This window comes from Streptomyces sp. NPDC030798 (assembly GCF_055572275.1).
On sequence record NZ_JBVIDR010000015.1, the window covers coordinates 68,151 to 84,735 of the forward strand.

Sequence of the window (16,585 nt, forward strand, 5' to 3'; positions counted from 1 at the left end):
TCCGACATGCGGCGGCCCAGAACCGCGGCCCGGTCCAGCTGCGGTAATGCGTTTGCGTGATCGCAAGGTTACGCATATGCCAGTCAACTTCCCAGCTTGATATTTGAGTTCACTCGTACAACTCGGGACGTATCCGGTCACATTCGGAACCGGATGTCGATTTGTAGTTCTGTGTCTTCACTCGTCGCGCCCGCACACCGTCAGGACGCGTCCGCCGGGTCGAAGCGAACCTTGTGGGTCCGCTGTGCGCAAGAACGGGATCTCGACACGTCGGTAAGTGCGCGGCCGGGGCCCGGGGCCCGGGGCCGGCGACGGGGCGCCGGACGGGGGAAGGCTGGACATGCCTCATCCCTGCTGACGCGCCGGTGGCCACACCGTGATCACGTCGCCGTCGAGGTGACGTGCCGGTCGGGGAAGCGGCTGCGCACCATGCCCAGGTCGGCAACGTCGAAGTCGCTGCTCCCCTGGACCACGCAGGCGCTCCCGACGTACGTGACGGCCTGCGTCCGGATGGGCCACTCTCCCTCGTCGACTGTTTCGAGTGCGCGAACTTCACCAACAGCTTGAGGCATGTGACGTCTCCTAACGTCCGTACGCAGCAAGGTGGTTTCACGGGTGAGCCCCCTTGTGCAGTAGTAAATTATATGTTCACGTGAGCAAATCTCAAGGCGTTTCGGGCGCAGTCGCAAGGCTGCGACATTTGTCCGCGCCCTCCGAGGGGCAGGATCTGTGGTCGCGCGGCTGGGCGACGATCACTCGTATTCCTCTTTCGTCAGAGGCACAGGGGTGGCGGTGGCGGGGGAATGCTCGGCGAGGAAGGCAGCGACGCGGCCGATCTGCTCGGCTGCACGGCCGATGAGCCGATCCAGGGGGAGTGCTCCGGCGTTCGCGAGGGCGGCCTGCTCCAGCGCGGGAACCTGCCTCGGGCGGGCCTGAGCGGCGAAGACCGCGTCGAGATGGGGCCCACGCAGCTGCACCGGCCCCACCCGGCGCCCGTGCACGTTCATGGACACGTAGTGCTCGAACCGCTCCATGGTGGCCACCCGGTCCGGGCTGGGGTCATCGCCCCACTCGGCAGTGATCGGTGCGATCGCCGACTTCGAGCCGGCGGTGGTGGCCAGCGTGGACGCGTTCTGCACCAGAGACAGCCGAACCGGCGAGGGCAGTCGTGCCAACAGCTGGGTCATGCCGTGAACTTGGCACCTGTACTTCCGGAAGTCCTCGAACATGGCAGCGATGGTCTCCGGCGCCGCGCCAGTCAACGTGATCAGCTCGTCGAAGTACGGGCGGAACGGCACCCGCCTGGCTTCCGGGGTGTCGCGCCGGGAGTGCACGGCCCGCAGCAAATCACGGGCCAGCAGCGCGGTCACCAACCGGTCGGTGGGCCCGTTGCCGCCTGGGCACACCCACACGACCATCCGCGAGTCCATCGCGGCGCGGATGTTGTAGACGCCGACCGGCTGGCCGAGGAAGGCACGCGTGATGGGGTTGGCGGCCAGCCGGGCGATCGGGTTGAGGACCACGGCGAACGCGTCCGGCGGCAAGGTCGGGAAGACCACCTGCCACCAGGACCGGGTCTCCTCGTCCAGACGGTCGGTGACCGTAGCGAGCGCTGCCTTGCGGAACGCGGCATCCGTCAGCAGTGCCCGCACGTGGAAGATCGTGGCTTGGTCCTCCGGGCGGCCGGCCTGGCAGGCGGCCTCGTTGACGGCGACCAGGACGGCCAGCGCGGCGGTGAGGATGGTGATCGCCCGGGGTGCGGTCGCATCGTCCCAGGCCAGTGCGGAGGCGTAGGCGTCGGCGATGGCCTCGACGACCTCGTGCGCCGCCTGCCCGTGGTGCATGCCCAGCGGATTCCACGAACTCACCCGCGGGTTGGCGCCCAGGCCGTTGAGGTCGACGAGCGCGATCCGCCGCATGAGGGCCTCGTGCGCGAGGAACGTGGTGGCCCGGGGCCAGGAGTCACGGTGCGGGTCGACGAACAGCAACCCGCCCCCGGCATGCGCCCAGCCGATCGCCTGCGCCAAAGCCCGCTCGGTCTTGCCGCCGCCGGCCTTGCCCACCCCGACCTCGAACAGGGTCTCCTCGGCGTACGTGGCGACCAGGCGCTCGCGGCCGTCCGGGCCTCGGTAGATGCCCTGCAGCAGCAGCTCCGGATCGCCGAACTCGAACGTCGGCAGGTCTCCGGCGAGTACCGGCAGACGGCAGTGCATGGTCGGCGGCTTGAGCAGGCCCGTCAGCTCTTCCAACCTCACCCAGTTGGCGCGGGGCGGCTGGCAGTGCCCCAGGTTCCAGCGGCGCTCGAAACCACGCTTGGTAGGCCAGTGGTCGGCGCCGATCCGCCACGGTCCCAACCGCCATCCGCGCATGGCCCACCTCGAGCGGCCGCCGAACACATCCAGCGCGGCCTGGAGTTGAGCGAGCCGGGCCTGGGCTCGGCCCTCGGTGTTCGAGGCGCACATCACCAGCAGCTGAACCCGGACGAGGTGGTCGTCGTCGGCGAGCTTGCCCAGCGCCTCGGTCGGCTCGACCCGGCGGGGCACCGGCGGCATGACCAGCCGCCGGCTGGCGCCCGCAGCGGGCTTGTCGCTGAGCAGCTGCTGCAGCTGCCAGGTGAGGGAGTCCTCGATGCCGCCGGCATCCTGCCGCAGCCAGCGTGCGGCCCTCTGGGCCTCCCGGCGCTCCGCGCGGCGGGCGGCGCCCATCAACTGAATCCGGCGCGCCCGCAGTGCCCATTTGGGGGCGCGCTGGATGTCGAGGCGGATCTCGGCGAGGTCGCCGAGCTCGGCGCGCAGGTCGGACACGGCGTCGATGAGCGGCTGCAGCGGGTCCGGGGTGAGGGGCACCTCGCGCAGCGGGGCAGTGGGCTTGCCGCGCAGGATGAACTCCGCGCGCACGGTGTGCGTCCTCGGCTCATCGGCGATCGGCCGGGCCCGGTTGACAGTGACGTCCGGCCCGAACGGGGTGATGGACAAAAGCCGCTGACCGCCGGCCGGGCCCTCGATGCGGTAGCGCAGCGGGCTGGAGCCGTCCGCACGCAGCCGGATCTGTACGGCCTTCGCCCGGCGGGGCGCCCACCAGGGCATGGCCGTGGAAGCGCGGGCGAGCTGGACGCCGCGGCGGAAGATCTCCTCCAGGCTGGGGGCGAAGTGCCGGCTGGACACCAGCTCCAGGGCCATCCGCTCGGCCGAGGCGCGCGCCGCCAGCCGGCGCACCACGATCTCGCCGACCCCCCAGGCCAAGGCAACGACCAGGGCCAGCAGGTACCAGTGGTCGTAGAGCCAGTCGACGGCGTCGACCAGGCCTGTGACCAGGCCGAGTACCTGACCAGCGGCCGTTTCATCGGCCCGGTCTCTCAGGTACGAGGCTGCGGAGTCCACGTCGCTGCTCCCTTCTTGATAGTGCGAGTGAAGAACCAGTCGGTGATGCGCAGGTCGGTGAAGGTGCCGCCGCGGTCCATGCCGGCCCACACCAGATGGACCACCGCCCTGTTCGGGCTGCCGTCGCGGCGGGCGATCGCGGCCTGGATACGGAAGCGAGCGGTGGCGAACGCCGGGACCACCGCCTGGCCCGAGTCGCCGAAGACGGAAGGCCACTTCGCGCGGCCGACTCCGGTGGCGTCCGCACGCAGCAGCGCGCGACCGGCGGTGAGCAACTCGCGCTCGTCATCGGCAGGAAGGTCAGCAGGCCAGGCTGCCTCCAGGTTCCGCTGAATGACCCGGTCGCCGGCCACTCCCTCGCCGTGCGGCGGCAGAGCGGACGCGACAGCCGACGGCGTCGACGCGGCGGGCGTCGGGGAGGCAGCCGTACCGGAGTTCGGTTCGTCGGCGGGAGGCGGAGCAACCGCCGATGACGCATCCGTAGTCGCATGCGCGGTCGATGCCGTCCCCGGAGCCGAAGGCTCCTTACCGTGCGGCACACTCAGCAGAGCGACGCCTGCGACGGCGAGCAGGACGGTACTCAGCAGCAGAAGGCGCGGTGAGCGCGGAGTGGTGGTCACAGCAGCCGTGCACCCCCCGCATAGCCGGACATCGCGTTGACGGCGTCCAGGCGCACCACGGTGCCCGGGCGCGGGGCGTTGACCATCTGTCCGCTGCCCAGGTAGATGCCGACGTGGTAGATCGTGGAATCGCGTCCAGGAGCGGTGGCATAGAAGACGAGGTCACCGGGCTTGAGCGCGCCCGTGCCGAGGCGGGCCGGGATCCGCTTGCCGACACCGGCCTGGGCAGCCGCGGTGCGCGGCAGGCGGATGCCGACCTTGGCGTACGCGTAGGTGGTCAGCCCGGAGCAGTCGAAGCCCTTGATACTCGCGCCGCTCTTGCCACTGGGCGAGCAGCAGAACCCGTACGACTTGCCGCTCGCGTTGCCGCCGCCCCACGAGTACGGGACACCCCGCTGGGACAGAGCGGCCTCGATGACGGTGCGGACCTTCCCCGTGACGTTCTTCAGGTCCGGGTCCTTGGCGGCCGCCGTGTACTGATCGATCCACCCCAGCACGTTGGCGACGTACTCGCTCGAGTGGTTGTACTGCCTGATCGCGGCCTTCAACTGCGACCGCTTCGTGAGGTCACGGCCGTTGCCGCACAGGTAGATCGCGGCGCCGAGGGCGGCGTCGTCAGCATTGTGCGGGTCGGCGATCTTGTCACCGTTGGCGTCCTTGCCGATTCCCTCCCAGGTGGAGGGCAGGAACTGAAAGGGGCCGACGGCGCGCTCCCCGTTCGCGGTGCCGTCCCACTTGCCGCCGTCGGTGTCGGGGAAGACAGTGGTGTTGCCGCCCTGGCCGGAGCCGTTGAGGAGCACCCCGTAGATCTTCGGGCGGATGTCGCCGTTGTCGGCAAAGTTCCGTCCGATGGCGTGATTGGACTCGACCTTGGCGATCCCCGCGAGGATCGGCCAGCGCATGCCCTGGCACTTCGGCGAGTACTTCCCGACCTGCTGGACGGCGTTCTTGTAGGCGGTCAGCATGCGCGGCGGGATATCTGCGGCCGTGCCGCCGTCGGCAATCCCGCCGTCGCCCTGCCGCCCGGTTTGCAAGGCAACGACGGCGCTGATCGCGCTGGACACCGGAGCTGCACAGCACACGGCAGTGAAGAGCAGAAGCGCGCTCACGCATCCCCATCGCCCGAGACGGCGTCGTGTCCGGCTCAACACGGATCGTCGTCCCACGGATTGCCCTCTGGGGGCAGCCGGTCGGCGTCAGCCGAGGCGGGTCCCATCTGGGTCTCCCCGTCGTTTCCATCAGAAATGTCCTCCGAGCGCTCCCGACGCAGCCGCTCGGCGTCGGCTGACGTACGCCGCATCAGTGCCTCCCACCGGGCGTGCGCCTCATCCCGGAAGGACCTGCCGGCGTCTGACCCGCCTGAACCCCCTGAGGTGATCGTCGAAGGTGCGCTGCCCCCTCGCCCGCGACGTGCAGGGCCCGGATTTGCGCGGTCAGCCGGCTCAATCGCCTGACGGTGCAGTTCCACCGGAAGGCTGGGCAGCCGTGGGGACGGTTCCGGGGGCGGCCCAGCAGCGGTGGGCGCCATCGGCGTCTGTGATGGACGGTCGTCCAGCTGCTGGGTGGTGTTCACACCAGCGGAGGCGCCTGTCGCCGGGCGCAGGCGCCGGCCGCCGAGAGGACCGGGAGCGGCACGGCCGCCGGACTGCTCCCGCATGCCCTTGGCGAGGTGCCGTCCTGTCGCGGCCCAGGCGCGGCCGTCCTCCCGGACGGTGTTGGCCCACACCCGCACCTGCTGCCGGGCGTCCTGGGAGTAGCGTGAGCCGCCCGAGCGGATGTGCCGGATGTTGGCTGGCAGGCCGACCGTCGTCCCGTAGGCGGTGCGGCCGCCGCGGTTCAGGATCCGGTATCCGCGGAAGCGGACCAACCGGTTGTGGGCGCGGGTGGACAGCAGGGTGCGGTCCGTGTTCTGGTCGTGGAGGATTTCGCCGGTGCGGCGGTCGGTGATCTGACCCTGCGCGTTGCGGTAGCGGTCGGGGGGCCCGCCGGGCCGCCTGCCCGGCCCGCCACTGCCCGACATATCCAGCCCACCGTCCGGCCCGCCGTCGGCATGCGGGTCGCCGTCAGCGGTGGGCTTACGCCACTTGGCCAGCTGCTCCTTGTCGGGCCGCTTACCGATCAGCAGCCAGTGAGCCCCCTTCGCACTGAGCCGTGCCCCCAGCCCGCCCACCGCTCCGGCGGCCAAGAGCGGTGCGAGGCCGCGCCCGGCTTCGGTGGTGGCATCCGCGAGTATTCCGCCGGTGTCCACCGGCATGCCCGCCCCGTCGAATAGGGAGCTGAGTGCGCCCATCAGGCGCTCTCGAGTGCCGAGCCTGCCGTATCGGCCACCGCCCAAAAACATCCGCAGGCCGCCCCCGTATCCGCCGTAGTCCATCGGGGAATTCATGGCGAGCGCGGCGCCGAGTTCGGACGTGTCCCCCGGCAGATGGGTCCCGCCGACTTTGGCATAGCGCAACCGCATGGCCATGCGCCGACCGAAGGAGGTGATGGATGTCAGCAGCCGACGGTGCCCGGCTGCCCCGGCAATGGCCAGCACATCGATGAGTAGAATCCGCTCGACCATCAGGTCTGGCCCGTTAGTGATGGTGGCGTCCACGGCGATGCCGAAGAACGGAACGAACGCGCACACCCCGACCATCGTCAGGATTGCCATCCCCCACAGCGACAGCCACTTCCACACCGACTGGCGTGCCGGCCCGGGCAGCATGCCGGCGACGAAGGTGACGCCGCCCGCCGCCGCGGCCGCTGCGCACACGCCCTGAGTGCCGAGCAGCACGATGGCGGACGACAGCAGCATGCCGCAGATGAACAGCGCGGCGATGAGCAGCAGGGTCGCGCCGCCGACTCGCCACCAGGTGGGCTTCTCGGCATAGGCGGCACACGACTTGCCGACCGGACCAGCCTTCTTCAGGTCGGCGAGGAAGGCCGCAAACTGCTGGTCGTCTTCGCTCAGCAGCGGGCTGGCGGTGTCCAACAATTCACCGCCGGGAGTGAGGGCAGGCAGCGTGTCACTGCCCTGACCACCGTCACCGCCTTGGTCGCCGATGCAGTACTTCTTGGCGGGTCCCTTGACCAGACTGCACGCATCCTCCGCGTCCTTCGCCGCCTTGCCGCCAGGCTTGTAGCCGCCGGTGACCCACTTGAGGTGGATGGCGTAGGCCTTGCGGTCGGAAGGCTTGGCGGGATCGAGGATGCGGCCGTACTGCAGGAGCATGTATGGCTTGACGATCAAGGCGTTGGTGATCGAATCCTGGATCGGGCGGGCCACCTCCGCGGCGGAGACGGGTCCATCGCCTTCGCGCTCCAGGCACTTGAGTTCGGCGTTGCCGGCCATGCCGGCGCACGGATCCTTACTGGCGAGCTTGCCGCCCCAGTCGTAGGAGTTGACGCTCTGCTGGGCGACCTCGGCGGCCATCTGCTGGCTCTGCCCCAGCGGCCCGTGCTGGGCGAGCAGGTAGTCGGGGCGGACGAACGCGGAGGCGGCGAACGCCGCGATCATCAGCGTTAGGAACATTTCTCCCAGACCGCGGCCGACGCGGCCACGCACGATCATGAACCCCGTGAACACAAACGCCCAGGCCAGCAAGAGCCCCTTCAACCCGAGCGTGTCGACGACCACCGTGTCGTAGGTGTCGGCGACCTTCCGCGCGGGCTTGATGAGGAGCTTCAGCAGCGGGAACCGGAAGGCCACCTCGATCGCCCACCCTGCCAGCCCGACCAGCAGCCGGATCAGCGTGAACAGCCCCGACAGGGCGAAGGCCAGAGCCTGGGTCTTGAAGGCGACGATGGAGCCACCCTCGGCGTTCAGGTCGTACCCGTCGATCGGCACACCCTCGGACGAGTAGATGTTCAGCGGGGCGAGCAGGTCGCCGGTCTGGCTGTTGCTGCCGGCCGCGTACACGACTTGGGTGTTCACCAAGAGGAACACGCCGGTGAGCAGCACGACGAAGCTGGCGGAACGCAGGGTCGCGCGGTCTGGACGGAACACGTCAGCGCCGCCTTTGCCCGGCGGCGCCGCGCAGCCGCCACACCACGAGAGCACCCACACCGGCACCGGCAGGCACCAGCCTCCACGCCCCACCGGCCACGTCCTGATGAGCAGCGGAGGCATGGGCCGCGGCGCCACGCTCGCAGTACGCCTTGGCCGGGCCCACGATCAGGGCGCACGGATCCCGGTGCGCGCCGTCGGCGGCGAAGGCCTGCCCGGTGTGCGGCCACCACCCTTGCGGCACGCCCACCCCGAGGACGAGCACGACGACGGCGACGACGACAGCGATCACGGTAAGGACACTCACGGCGGCGGCGACACGCCTCGAGCGGTCCCACGACAAAGTGGTCATCAGACGGTTTCCTTCGGACGGGTCTGTGCGGCCTCACCAGAGGGCGGCTCCGGCACCGTGGGGGAGACCGCGCTCGTGCGGCGTCCCGGCGTGGTGGTGATGGAGGTGGTGATGCGCGGGATGCGGGGGATGGAGACCTTGATGCGGCCGGTGTTCTGGCGCGGGCAGGTCAGCAGGAACTCGCCCTCTCGCCCCTTCTGGCCGACGGGGGACAGGCCGGTGGTCACCAGCCGCACCAGTGCGTCGTCGTTGGGATCGAGCCCGACGAACTCCAGGCCGCGGCGGGCGCGTTCGCGGTCGGTGGTGCGGGCGAGCGCGCGGTAGGCCATGAGGCCCCGGTCCGGGCCGAGTTCCTCGGCGTCGTGCGAGCCCGCCAGGAGCCCGGCGCCGTGCTTGCGGCCGTCGTGGAGGATCTCGTGGACCAGGGCGGTGCCCTCGGCGGAGGAGGTCAGCCAGTACAACTCGTCCAGGACCACCTGGGTGAACCGCTCGGGGTCCTCGAACGCCGTCTGGCGGGCGATCGCAGCGATCAGGTAGAGCACCGCGCGGCCGATCAGCGCCTCCAGCGGCTGCTGGTGCAGGACCTCCGGCTTGTCGAACGCTGCCTTGGGAGGCAGTTTCAGCCCGGTCGTGGTGATCACGATCATGTCGGTGGTGCTGGAGGCGTCCAGCCGTACCGGCGGCAGCGTCGGGTCGAAGACCATCCGGGCCAGGGAGTTGCTGGCGACGACGCGGATGAGTCCGGCGAGGGTGGAGGCCGAGTCCTTCCGCTTGCCCACCTCGTGCGTGGCCATCTCCTCGAGGACCTCAAGGACGCGGTGCATGGACGGCTCCGGGCCGGCGGCTGCCTGCTCGACGGCGTGGTGGAGGACCTCGCCGTTGGTGCTCATCGGTCCGATGCCGAGCTGCAGGGTGAGGTAGGACAGGGCGTAGTGCCGTCCTTCGGGCCCGTTGAACATGCGCAGCGGGTCGATGGAGACCTCGGCCTGGGCGGCGTCGATGATCTGGGCCCGGCCCTTGGCCGCGGTGCGGGCGAACGTGGCCCACTCACGGACCGGAGTGCGGTCGATGCAGATTGCGCAGCCGCCGCGCGCCCACACCGCCTCTGCGATCAGCTTCTGCAGCACGCTCTTGCCCGCGCCGAGATCCCCGACGATCCCCATCGACGCGGACGCGTCGACCTTGGGCGCGTCCGCCACGTTGATCATGACGGGGCGGGTGGTACCGCAGTCCAGGTCGATGCCGAGGAACATCCCGTTGGGGTCGCCGACCTGAGCGGTGGTGAAGGCCCCGGAAAGTGCCCAGTCCTCACTGATCTGGTGCTGGGTGAACTCCCGCACCACGCCGGGCCGTACGGTGCCGGGCAGGCCGAGGGTGAACAGGGCTTCCTGCAGGCCGGCCGGGCGCACGGCGCGGTAGTCGGCTCCGCCGAGCAGTGCGGCCAGGGCGCGGGCCCGGGCGTCGCAGACGGCCGCCGTCGGCCCCCACACCGTCAGCACGGTCACCGACTGCACCTCAACCTCGACCGACGTGCGCGACAGGCGGGCATCCAGCTCGCCCAAGTCGCGGGCGGCCTCGGTCAGCGAGGCCGGCATGCCGGTCGGGCGGGCGTCGTACTGGTCGGCCTGGTCGATCAGTTCGTTCTTCTTGCGCCGCACCTGATCGCGGGCCTTCTCCGCCGGCACCAGCGTGAGGTCGACCGTGTAGTCGACGGGAAAGTCGAGCAGCTCCAGCTGGGCGAACAGGTCCGCGGCGTCCTGGCTGACCGCGGGCGGGCACTCGGCCAGCGCCAACTGCGCCTGATAGCCCACCCCGGTGTCGGACTCGACCTGCAGCCAGCGCCGCCCCAGCGGCGAGCCGGTGTTCACCCGCCACCAGGCCTTGCGTCCCGACCGGGTGATCCGGCCCGCGGTCTTCAGCTCGTCGACGTCGTCGAGCTCGGGGTCGATGCCTCCCTCCTGCAGGCGGACCTGGCCCAGGTCGGCGTAGCTGGGGGAGCGCAGCACGCCGTCCCGGCTCTGCCCGCCGTACAACTCGCTGGTCTCGGCCTCGGCAAGCAGGGGCTCGGCAAGACCGCGGTGGAGCGCGTGCTGGATCATCCACACGATCTCCGCCGGACGGGCGGGGCGGAAGGCGATGCCGCCGGCGAGCGCGGCCTCCACCCGGGAGGCGTGCTCGCGGTAGGCGGTCACCTCACGCCGGGCCACCGGTGCCGGGCGCATGCCCAGCATCGGCGCGATCTCGGCCCACGCCGCGCCGAGTTGCGCGGAGACCTGCAGGCCGCCGGTCTCGGTCTGCAGGGGCACGGCCAGCCACAGGGTGCGGCGGTGCATCTCCTGGTCGTCCAGCAGCTCCAGGGTGGCCTCGACGTTCTCCACCCACGGGTGCCGACCCGCACCGGGTGCCGGCTCGGCCGGCTCAATGCCCTCGATCATCTTGAGGGCGATCTCACCCGGATCGACCTGCGCGCACAGCCCGAACAGCCGCGGTGCCCCGGACAGCGACCGCACCAAGTGCGTGATTTTGGCGAGCTGTTCGTCGCGGACGGCGGCGGGCACGTACGTGCCCTGGACGGTCTCCTCACGCTGGCCCTGCGCGTCCGGGCCAGGGTGCAGGCGGTAGACGGCCCACACGCTGCCGTGCGTCGACCACACGAGGTGCCCGGCGATGTGACGGATTGGAACCCTCACCGCGCACCCCCCTGCTGGGCGAGCGCGAGCAGCTGCTGCACACCAGAGACCGGCCCCGCGGGCATGACAGGAGCAACTGGCTCCGTGGGGCGGCGCGCGGACGAGCGACCGGCGGCCGGCCGCGCAAGCGCCGGCCGAGAGGCAGCACTCTGCCGCGTCGCAGAGGATGGTCTGGCCTTCACCGCCGGGTCCAGCGCGGGCGCGCCCTCGATCGTGAAGCCGCCGAGCAGCGGGCGGGCAGCGCGGTCACGGGCCGCCCGCCCACCGATCCGCCCGCCCTTCGGCTGCCAGCCGAGCAGCACCCAGCCCAACGCGGCCTGCATCGGCGCACGGCCCCGGATCTTCGGCCGACGTACCGCCCAGATCGCCAGCAGCCACGCGACGATGGGGACCGGGCCCATCCACGACCACCAGCTGATGGTCTTGATCAGGAGGAAACCGCCGCCGACGGCGACCGCGATCTGCGCGGGCGTGTAGGGGCCGAGCGGGATCTTCCAGTCGGCGACCTTGCCCAGCACCCATGGGTGGCGTCGGGCGGCGGTGTAGAAGCGGCCCACCCGCGCCGCTGCCGCGGTCACAGCCAGCCCCCGACGCCCCGCGAGTGGTCACGAGAGGACGGGAGTTCGGACTGAACGACGCCGGGGACGACGGGTGCGCCCTTGGCCGGGTTCTTCACCTCGTCCTCGAACATGTTCGCGAGACTCTCGCGGGAGTTGTACAGCCCAAGCGCGATGATCATCAGCAGCAGGGCGCCGATCCCCGCCTTGAGGCTGAACTTCTGGATCATGATGACGACGACAAGGCAGACGAGACCGGCCTGCAGACCCTTGGTCGCCCACTCCTTGAACATGTTGATCCACGAGTCGCCGAGGTCGTTGAGCTGCCCGGCGAGCACCAGGCTGTGCATCGTGTTCACCGGACACCCCCGCCCTGAGCGGTCCCGGACTGAAGCGCGGCGACTTCCCACCGGCCGGAGCGGGCCTTGAGCGTGAGCTCGTACGCCAGCGGCCACCGACCACCGGCGTCCCGGCCTTCCACCCGGACGAGGACCCGCACCGCCGTGCCGTCGGCCGGCACCTTCTCGGCGGCCGCGTCTTCCTCGACCGCGGACACCTGCTCGACGGACACCGCCGTGTACGGAGCGGGGGAGACGGCCGACATCTGCACACCGGGCGCGAGGTAGCGGTCGACCTCGCCGGCACCGGTCAGGTAGGCGGCGAGGAACCCCCCTACGGCTGAGGACAGCTCACCCTCCGGGACGTTCACGCCGTACGGCGACTTCGGCACCTCGGCCCGGCCCGGGCCGGCCACCACGCCGGGCGCGCCGGTCACCGTGAACGAGGCGCCCGAGGCGTCGGCGGCCACCGGCACCGTGTAGTAGCGCACCGTTCCGTTGGCGTACTGCGCAGCCACCGTCACCGACCACGCGCCGTCCGCGCGCTGCGCACTGCGCACCGCGGTCACGGACGCAGGCGACGACTGCGCACCCGCTGCCGGGTTTGGCAGCTCGACGTCCGGCGCCATCGACTGCGCAAGTCGCGCCTGCGCAGTCGTCGCGTCATCGGCGCTGCTGCGCAGCCACGCGCTGACGAACAACTGCGCATAGCCGGCCGGGTTGGCGGCGGCCGCGGTGCGCACGGCGGTGGGCTTGGCCGGAGTAGCCGCCTCGACCGTGGTCGGGGTGGAGGCGACGGCGACGGCCAGGGCGACGGGGCCGGCCGCGATGACCGTCCAGACCGCCAAGCGCGAGAGCCGGACGCGGCGCCGCATCGCCTCCAGCCGGGCGCCACCCGCCATCGGAGCAGCAGCCTCGCTCTGTGAGGCCTGCTTGCCAGGAGACATGGTCAAACTCCCAGGTCAGAAATGTGATTGCTGACCTTGAGAAAACCCGCCGACCCCGACCCGACCACCAACCACGAGACCCCGACCACGGTCACGATGGGGACACGAAGCCCGTGGTCGGGGTCATGGTCGGCCCGACCACAGACCCGACCATGGAGCCAACCTGGGTCTGTGGGCGCTCACCGCGTCATCCGCCGGCACCCCGCCGACGGATGCGCTGGCACCCGTCTGCCGCACCCCGGCCGGCGCCGTACGCGAGCGCGCAGAAGGACACCACCAGACCCGCGGGGGCAGCCTGCGCGTCGGCACACCCGACCCTGCGCAACAGGACATCGGGATCCGCGGGCCGTACTGCGCACCCGCGGGCACACAACCCGACTGCGCACGACCCTCGATCGGTTGTGCAGGCCGTTTGCGCAACGCCCACGAAGGCTGCGCAATCGGGGCTGCGCAACGACTGCGCACCGTGCTGGCACGGCGTGGTCGGCCCGACCACGACCCCGACCACGGCAGCTAGAAGGCTGCGTTGCCGGATCGTGACCGATGGTCGGGGCTCATGGCCGTCAGCCTGGTCGGGGCCGGCGGATGAGCTGACGGCATGGAACGCACGTACGCCTCCGCCTTCGCGCCCACCGGCCGCCCCACCCCGGCGGGCACGGTGCGCTGCCGTGGCCACCGCACGCGGCTTGCATACCGGACGGCGCGATGAGCGGCTTCGGATCCGGGGTCCGCCGCGGCGTGATGGCGGCCGATCAGTTCACGCAGATCGCCAACGGGTTGTTCCGCGACAGCCGCATCTCATACCGAGCGAAGGGCCTCTTCGGCTACATCAGCACCCACCGCAACGGATGGCTGGTGACCATCGCCGCCCTCGTCGCCCTGGGCCCCGACGGGCAAGACGCGGTGCGGGCAGGACTGAACGAGCTGGAGAAGTTCGGTTATCTGGTCCGCGATCGCGTGCGCCGCCCCAACGGCACCCTCGGAGAGATCGTCTACAGCATCACCGACCGTCCCGCCGCTCCGGACGTTCCCCCGATCGACCCAGCATCCACCTTCCGGGAAGCCAGCAGCGACACCGACTTCGGCGCGGGCATCCGCCGCGGGGTGATGGCCGGAGACCAGTTCACGCAGATCGCCAACGCGCTGTTTAGGGACAGCCGGATCTCCTTCAAGGCGAAGGGACTGTTCGGCTACATCAGCACCCACCGGGACGGCTGGCAGATCACCGTCGCCAACCTAGCGCGACACGGCCGCGAACGCGTCGACGCGGTGACCACCGGCCTGGAGGAACTGGAGCACCACGGATTCCTGCTGCGCGACCGGGACCGCAACCCCGACGGCACGCTCGGGCAGGCCCTGTACTTCATCACCGACCTGCCCGCCCTGCAAAACCCCAGCTCACAACCAGAGTCGGGTTATCCAGGATTGGCTGAGCCAGTGTTGGCTGATCCCGGCACTAAGAACACCATCGTTAAGAAGACCAACAAGCAGAAGACCAACCCCCTCCGTCCGTGCGATCGCGGCGACGCGGCGCGCACGAACGCACGGACGGCCCCCTCGCACGCGACAACGTCGCCGAAGCCACCGCCTCCGGCGGACGAGATGCACGCGGGGATCCGGCTGCTGCTGGACATCGGGGCGAGCCGTCCCGAACTGCTGCTGACCGGGCCGGCACTGACTGATCAAGGCCGCGTGGCGACCGTGATGCTGGAGGCCGGCTGGAGTCCCGAGCAGCTGCGCCACGTCATCACCGACCGGCCGCTGCCGAACCCGGTGCGCACATCCATCGGCGCGATCATCGCCGCCCGGCTCCGCGCCGCCCAGGCCTACCCGCCGCCCGCCAGCGCCGCCCGCCCCGCCGCGGCCCCGCTGGACGAACCGTTCGTGGAGGCGACCAGGTCATCGACAGCGGCCGCCGCCCGCTCCGTGACCCAAGCCCTCACCTACCGGGCCCTCGTCGAGTGCGCCGGCTGCGGCGTGCCCGCCACCGCCCCCGGCGAAGACCTCTGCCCCACCTGCCTCGGCTGGCCGCTGTGCCGCACCTGCCCCGGCCCGACTCGCAAGCGAGCCCACCCCGACGGCGACGGCCGCTGCACGACGTGCGCCTCCGCCTGACCGACCAACCGGAAGGAAGCAGCCCGTGACCGACACCCGCCGCACACCATCGCCACCCGGGTTCGCGCAGCACCTGCACCCCTTCGCGGCTGCCCCGGGCCGGTGGGAGGCGGAACACGCCCGCGCCCTGCGAACCGGCCACGTCCGGGACCACACCTGCACAGCCGAGTGCGAACCCGTGCTCGTCTACGAGCGCACCCGGTGGGGCTGGCTCGCCTGGACGGTCCCAGGCGACGGTTCACGGCCTGAACTCCCCCACCAGATCGGAGTCCTCACCCCATCGGCCACACCCACGCAGCACATGGCCCTGCGCTGGCTGACCAGGCGCCCCGCCCGGCGCATCGGCCTGGCCCCCGGCATCCGCGCCTCGCTGCGCTTCGGCACCGTCGCGGTCGCGTTCTTCAGCCTGGTCGCCGGCCTGTTCGCCATGGCCGATGGCATACCCGCCGACGTCGCCCTGCCAGCGATCTTGCTCGCTCCGCTGCTCGCCGAACACCTGCCGGCCACGCTGGACGCCCGGGCCCGCGAACACGTCCGCAGCGTCGAAGGTGCCAGCGCCTGCCGCTACCTCCAGCGCCTCGCCGCCCTGCACAGCTGCCTCATCCAGGCCGCCGCCGGCAGCGACCGCTACGAACTGCGCCGGTCGGCCGAGATCGGCCAGCACCTGCTGTGGGACGCCGCCGACCTGCTGCAGACGCAAGACACCCGCTCGGCATCATGCGCACTCATCACCTGCGAACGGCTGATGCTCCAGCTCGCCGACCAGGTCGCCCGGATCCTCAAGCACGCACCCGCCCAGGCCCAACCGGACCACGCGGACCAGGCACCCAAGCCGGGGCGGCCGCCTGGCGCCCGGTCGACGACACGGCCAGCACCTCAGCACACGCCCGGCACCTCACCACCGGTGGGAGCACTCGTCATGCCCGGACCCAACACCGCTGCCCGCACCTCAGCGGTCTACCTGCTCTTCGCACACGAGCCCTACTACCCCGGCCCCGGTACCCAGGAGATCAACACCACCCTCGTTGCCGCCGACACCCTGCTCCATCCGCAGGTACTCCAGCCCGACGGCACTCGGATCCACGCCCTCCTCACCCAAGGACGGCGGCCGGGCGAGATCATCCCGCTGGCCACCCTTACCCACGAACTGAACGGCGGCGCCGACTGGCCGACGGTCGGCGACTGGGAGAGCGTCACCGTCGACCTGGTGTACCTGGTGCAGACACAGATGTGCGATGCCCTCAGCCTCGGGCTCCCCGAAGTCGCCCGGGCCCTGATCTGCACCGGCCCCGAGAGCCAGGTGCGCGCCTTCGACGCTGCAGCAGGGGAGTTCACCGTCTACGGACCGGACGACCGCACCAAGGTCCTGACCGAGGTCGGCATGTTCCTCACCGGCCTGGCGGCCGAGCAACCCTTCTGGCCGGGCGACGGACTCCTGCCGCCGCTGTGCCAGAGCGTCTGACAGCAACGTGGGAGCAGAACGCTGATCAAGCGACCACGACGGTTCAGACGAACGCCTGCCGTCCCAGGACCGGCGTCCTGGGGCAGCAGGCTGATCCACACTTAACGTTCGCGCCGGCGACTGTGCTCGCTGTGCG

The 16,585-nt window shown here is 70.8% G+C and carries 11 protein-coding genes; 2 read left to right on the top strand and 9 right to left on the bottom strand.

The features are described 5' to 3' along the window. Positions 1-752 precede the first annotated feature (752 nt). The 9 genes from ACZ404_RS29735 to ACZ404_RS29775 all read right to left on the bottom strand — a co-directional run bounded on the left by ACZ404_RS29735 (position 753) and on the right by ACZ404_RS29775 (position 12,872). On the bottom strand, positions 753-3,380 hold the full coding sequence (locus ACZ404_RS29735) for an ATP/GTP-binding protein (protein ID WP_468445168.1): 2,628 nt from the start codon (positions 3,378-3,380) through the stop codon (positions 753-755). After that, complete coding sequence (locus ACZ404_RS29740; RefSeq protein ID WP_468445170.1) at positions 3,356-4,000, bottom strand: hypothetical protein; 645 nt, start codon at positions 3,998-4,000, stop codon at positions 3,356-3,358. The genes ACZ404_RS29735 and ACZ404_RS29740 overlap by 25 nt, the downstream gene beginning before the upstream one ends. Next, complete coding sequence (locus tag ACZ404_RS29745; protein ID WP_468445172.1) at positions 3,997-4,965, bottom strand: C40 family peptidase; 969 nt, start codon at positions 4,963-4,965, stop codon at positions 3,997-3,999. The genes ACZ404_RS29740 and ACZ404_RS29745 overlap by 4 nt, the downstream gene beginning before the upstream one ends. Positions 4,966-5,144: 179 nt before the next feature. After that, positions 5,145-7,988, bottom strand: a complete 2,844-nt coding sequence (locus ACZ404_RS29750; RefSeq protein WP_468445174.1) for a hypothetical protein — start codon at positions 7,986-7,988, stop codon at positions 5,145-5,147. A 1-nt stretch (position 7,989) separates the two neighbouring features. Next, on the bottom strand, positions 7,990-8,340 hold the full coding sequence (locus ACZ404_RS29755; RefSeq protein WP_468445176.1) for a hypothetical protein: 351 nt from the start codon (positions 8,338-8,340) through the stop codon (positions 7,990-7,992). Further along, on the bottom strand, positions 8,340-11,030 hold the full coding sequence (locus ACZ404_RS29760; RefSeq protein ID WP_468445178.1) for an ATP-binding protein: 2,691 nt from the start codon (positions 11,028-11,030) through the stop codon (positions 8,340-8,342). Before ACZ404_RS29760 ends, ACZ404_RS29755 begins: the two co-directional genes overlap by 1 nt. Beyond that, positions 11,027-11,608: a hypothetical protein gene (locus ACZ404_RS29765; protein WP_468445180.1), complete on the bottom strand. Its 582-nt coding sequence runs from the start codon at positions 11,606-11,608 to the stop codon at positions 11,027-11,029. The genes ACZ404_RS29760 and ACZ404_RS29765 overlap by 4 nt, the downstream gene beginning before the upstream one ends. Continuing rightward, positions 11,605-11,946, bottom strand: a complete 342-nt coding sequence (locus ACZ404_RS29770; RefSeq protein WP_189891857.1) for a hypothetical protein — start codon at positions 11,944-11,946, stop codon at positions 11,605-11,607. The genes ACZ404_RS29765 and ACZ404_RS29770 overlap by 4 nt, the downstream gene beginning before the upstream one ends. After that, entirely contained in the window at positions 11,943-12,872 is a 930-nt protein-coding gene (locus tag ACZ404_RS29775; protein WP_468445182.1) for a conjugal transfer protein, read from the bottom strand. Before ACZ404_RS29775 ends, ACZ404_RS29770 begins: the two co-directional genes overlap by 4 nt. 741 nt (positions 12,873-13,613) lie before the next feature. Between ACZ404_RS29775 and ACZ404_RS29780 the strand changes: the two genes are divergently transcribed. Both ACZ404_RS29780 and ACZ404_RS29785 read left to right on the top strand, forming a co-directional pair. Further along, positions 13,614-14,987 (top strand): hypothetical protein, encoded by a 1,374-nt coding sequence (locus ACZ404_RS29780; protein WP_468445434.1) that lies wholly within the window; start codon positions 13,614-13,616, stop codon positions 14,985-14,987. A 25-nt stretch (positions 14,988-15,012) separates the two neighbouring features. Next, entirely contained in the window at positions 15,013-16,449 is a 1,437-nt protein-coding gene (locus ACZ404_RS29785) for a hypothetical protein (protein WP_468445184.1), read from the top strand. Positions 16,450-16,585 lie beyond the last annotated feature (136 nt).

Coding starts and splice junctions, on each gene's coding strand:
- ACZ404_RS29745 (WP_468445172.1), bottom strand. CDS start 4,965: ATGCTGACCGCCTACAAGAACGCCGTCCAGCAGGTCGGGAAGTACTCG.
- ACZ404_RS29755 (WP_468445176.1), bottom strand. CDS start 8,340: ATGACCACTTTGTCGTGGGACCGCTCGAGGCGTGTCGCCGCCGCCGTG.
- ACZ404_RS29775 (WP_468445182.1), bottom strand. CDS start 12,872: ATGTCTCCTGGCAAGCAGGCCTCACAGAGCGAGGCTGCTGCTCCGATG.
- ACZ404_RS29780 (WP_468445434.1), top strand. CDS start 13,614: ATGGCGGCCGATCAGTTCACGCAGATCGCCAACGGGTTGTTCCGCGAC.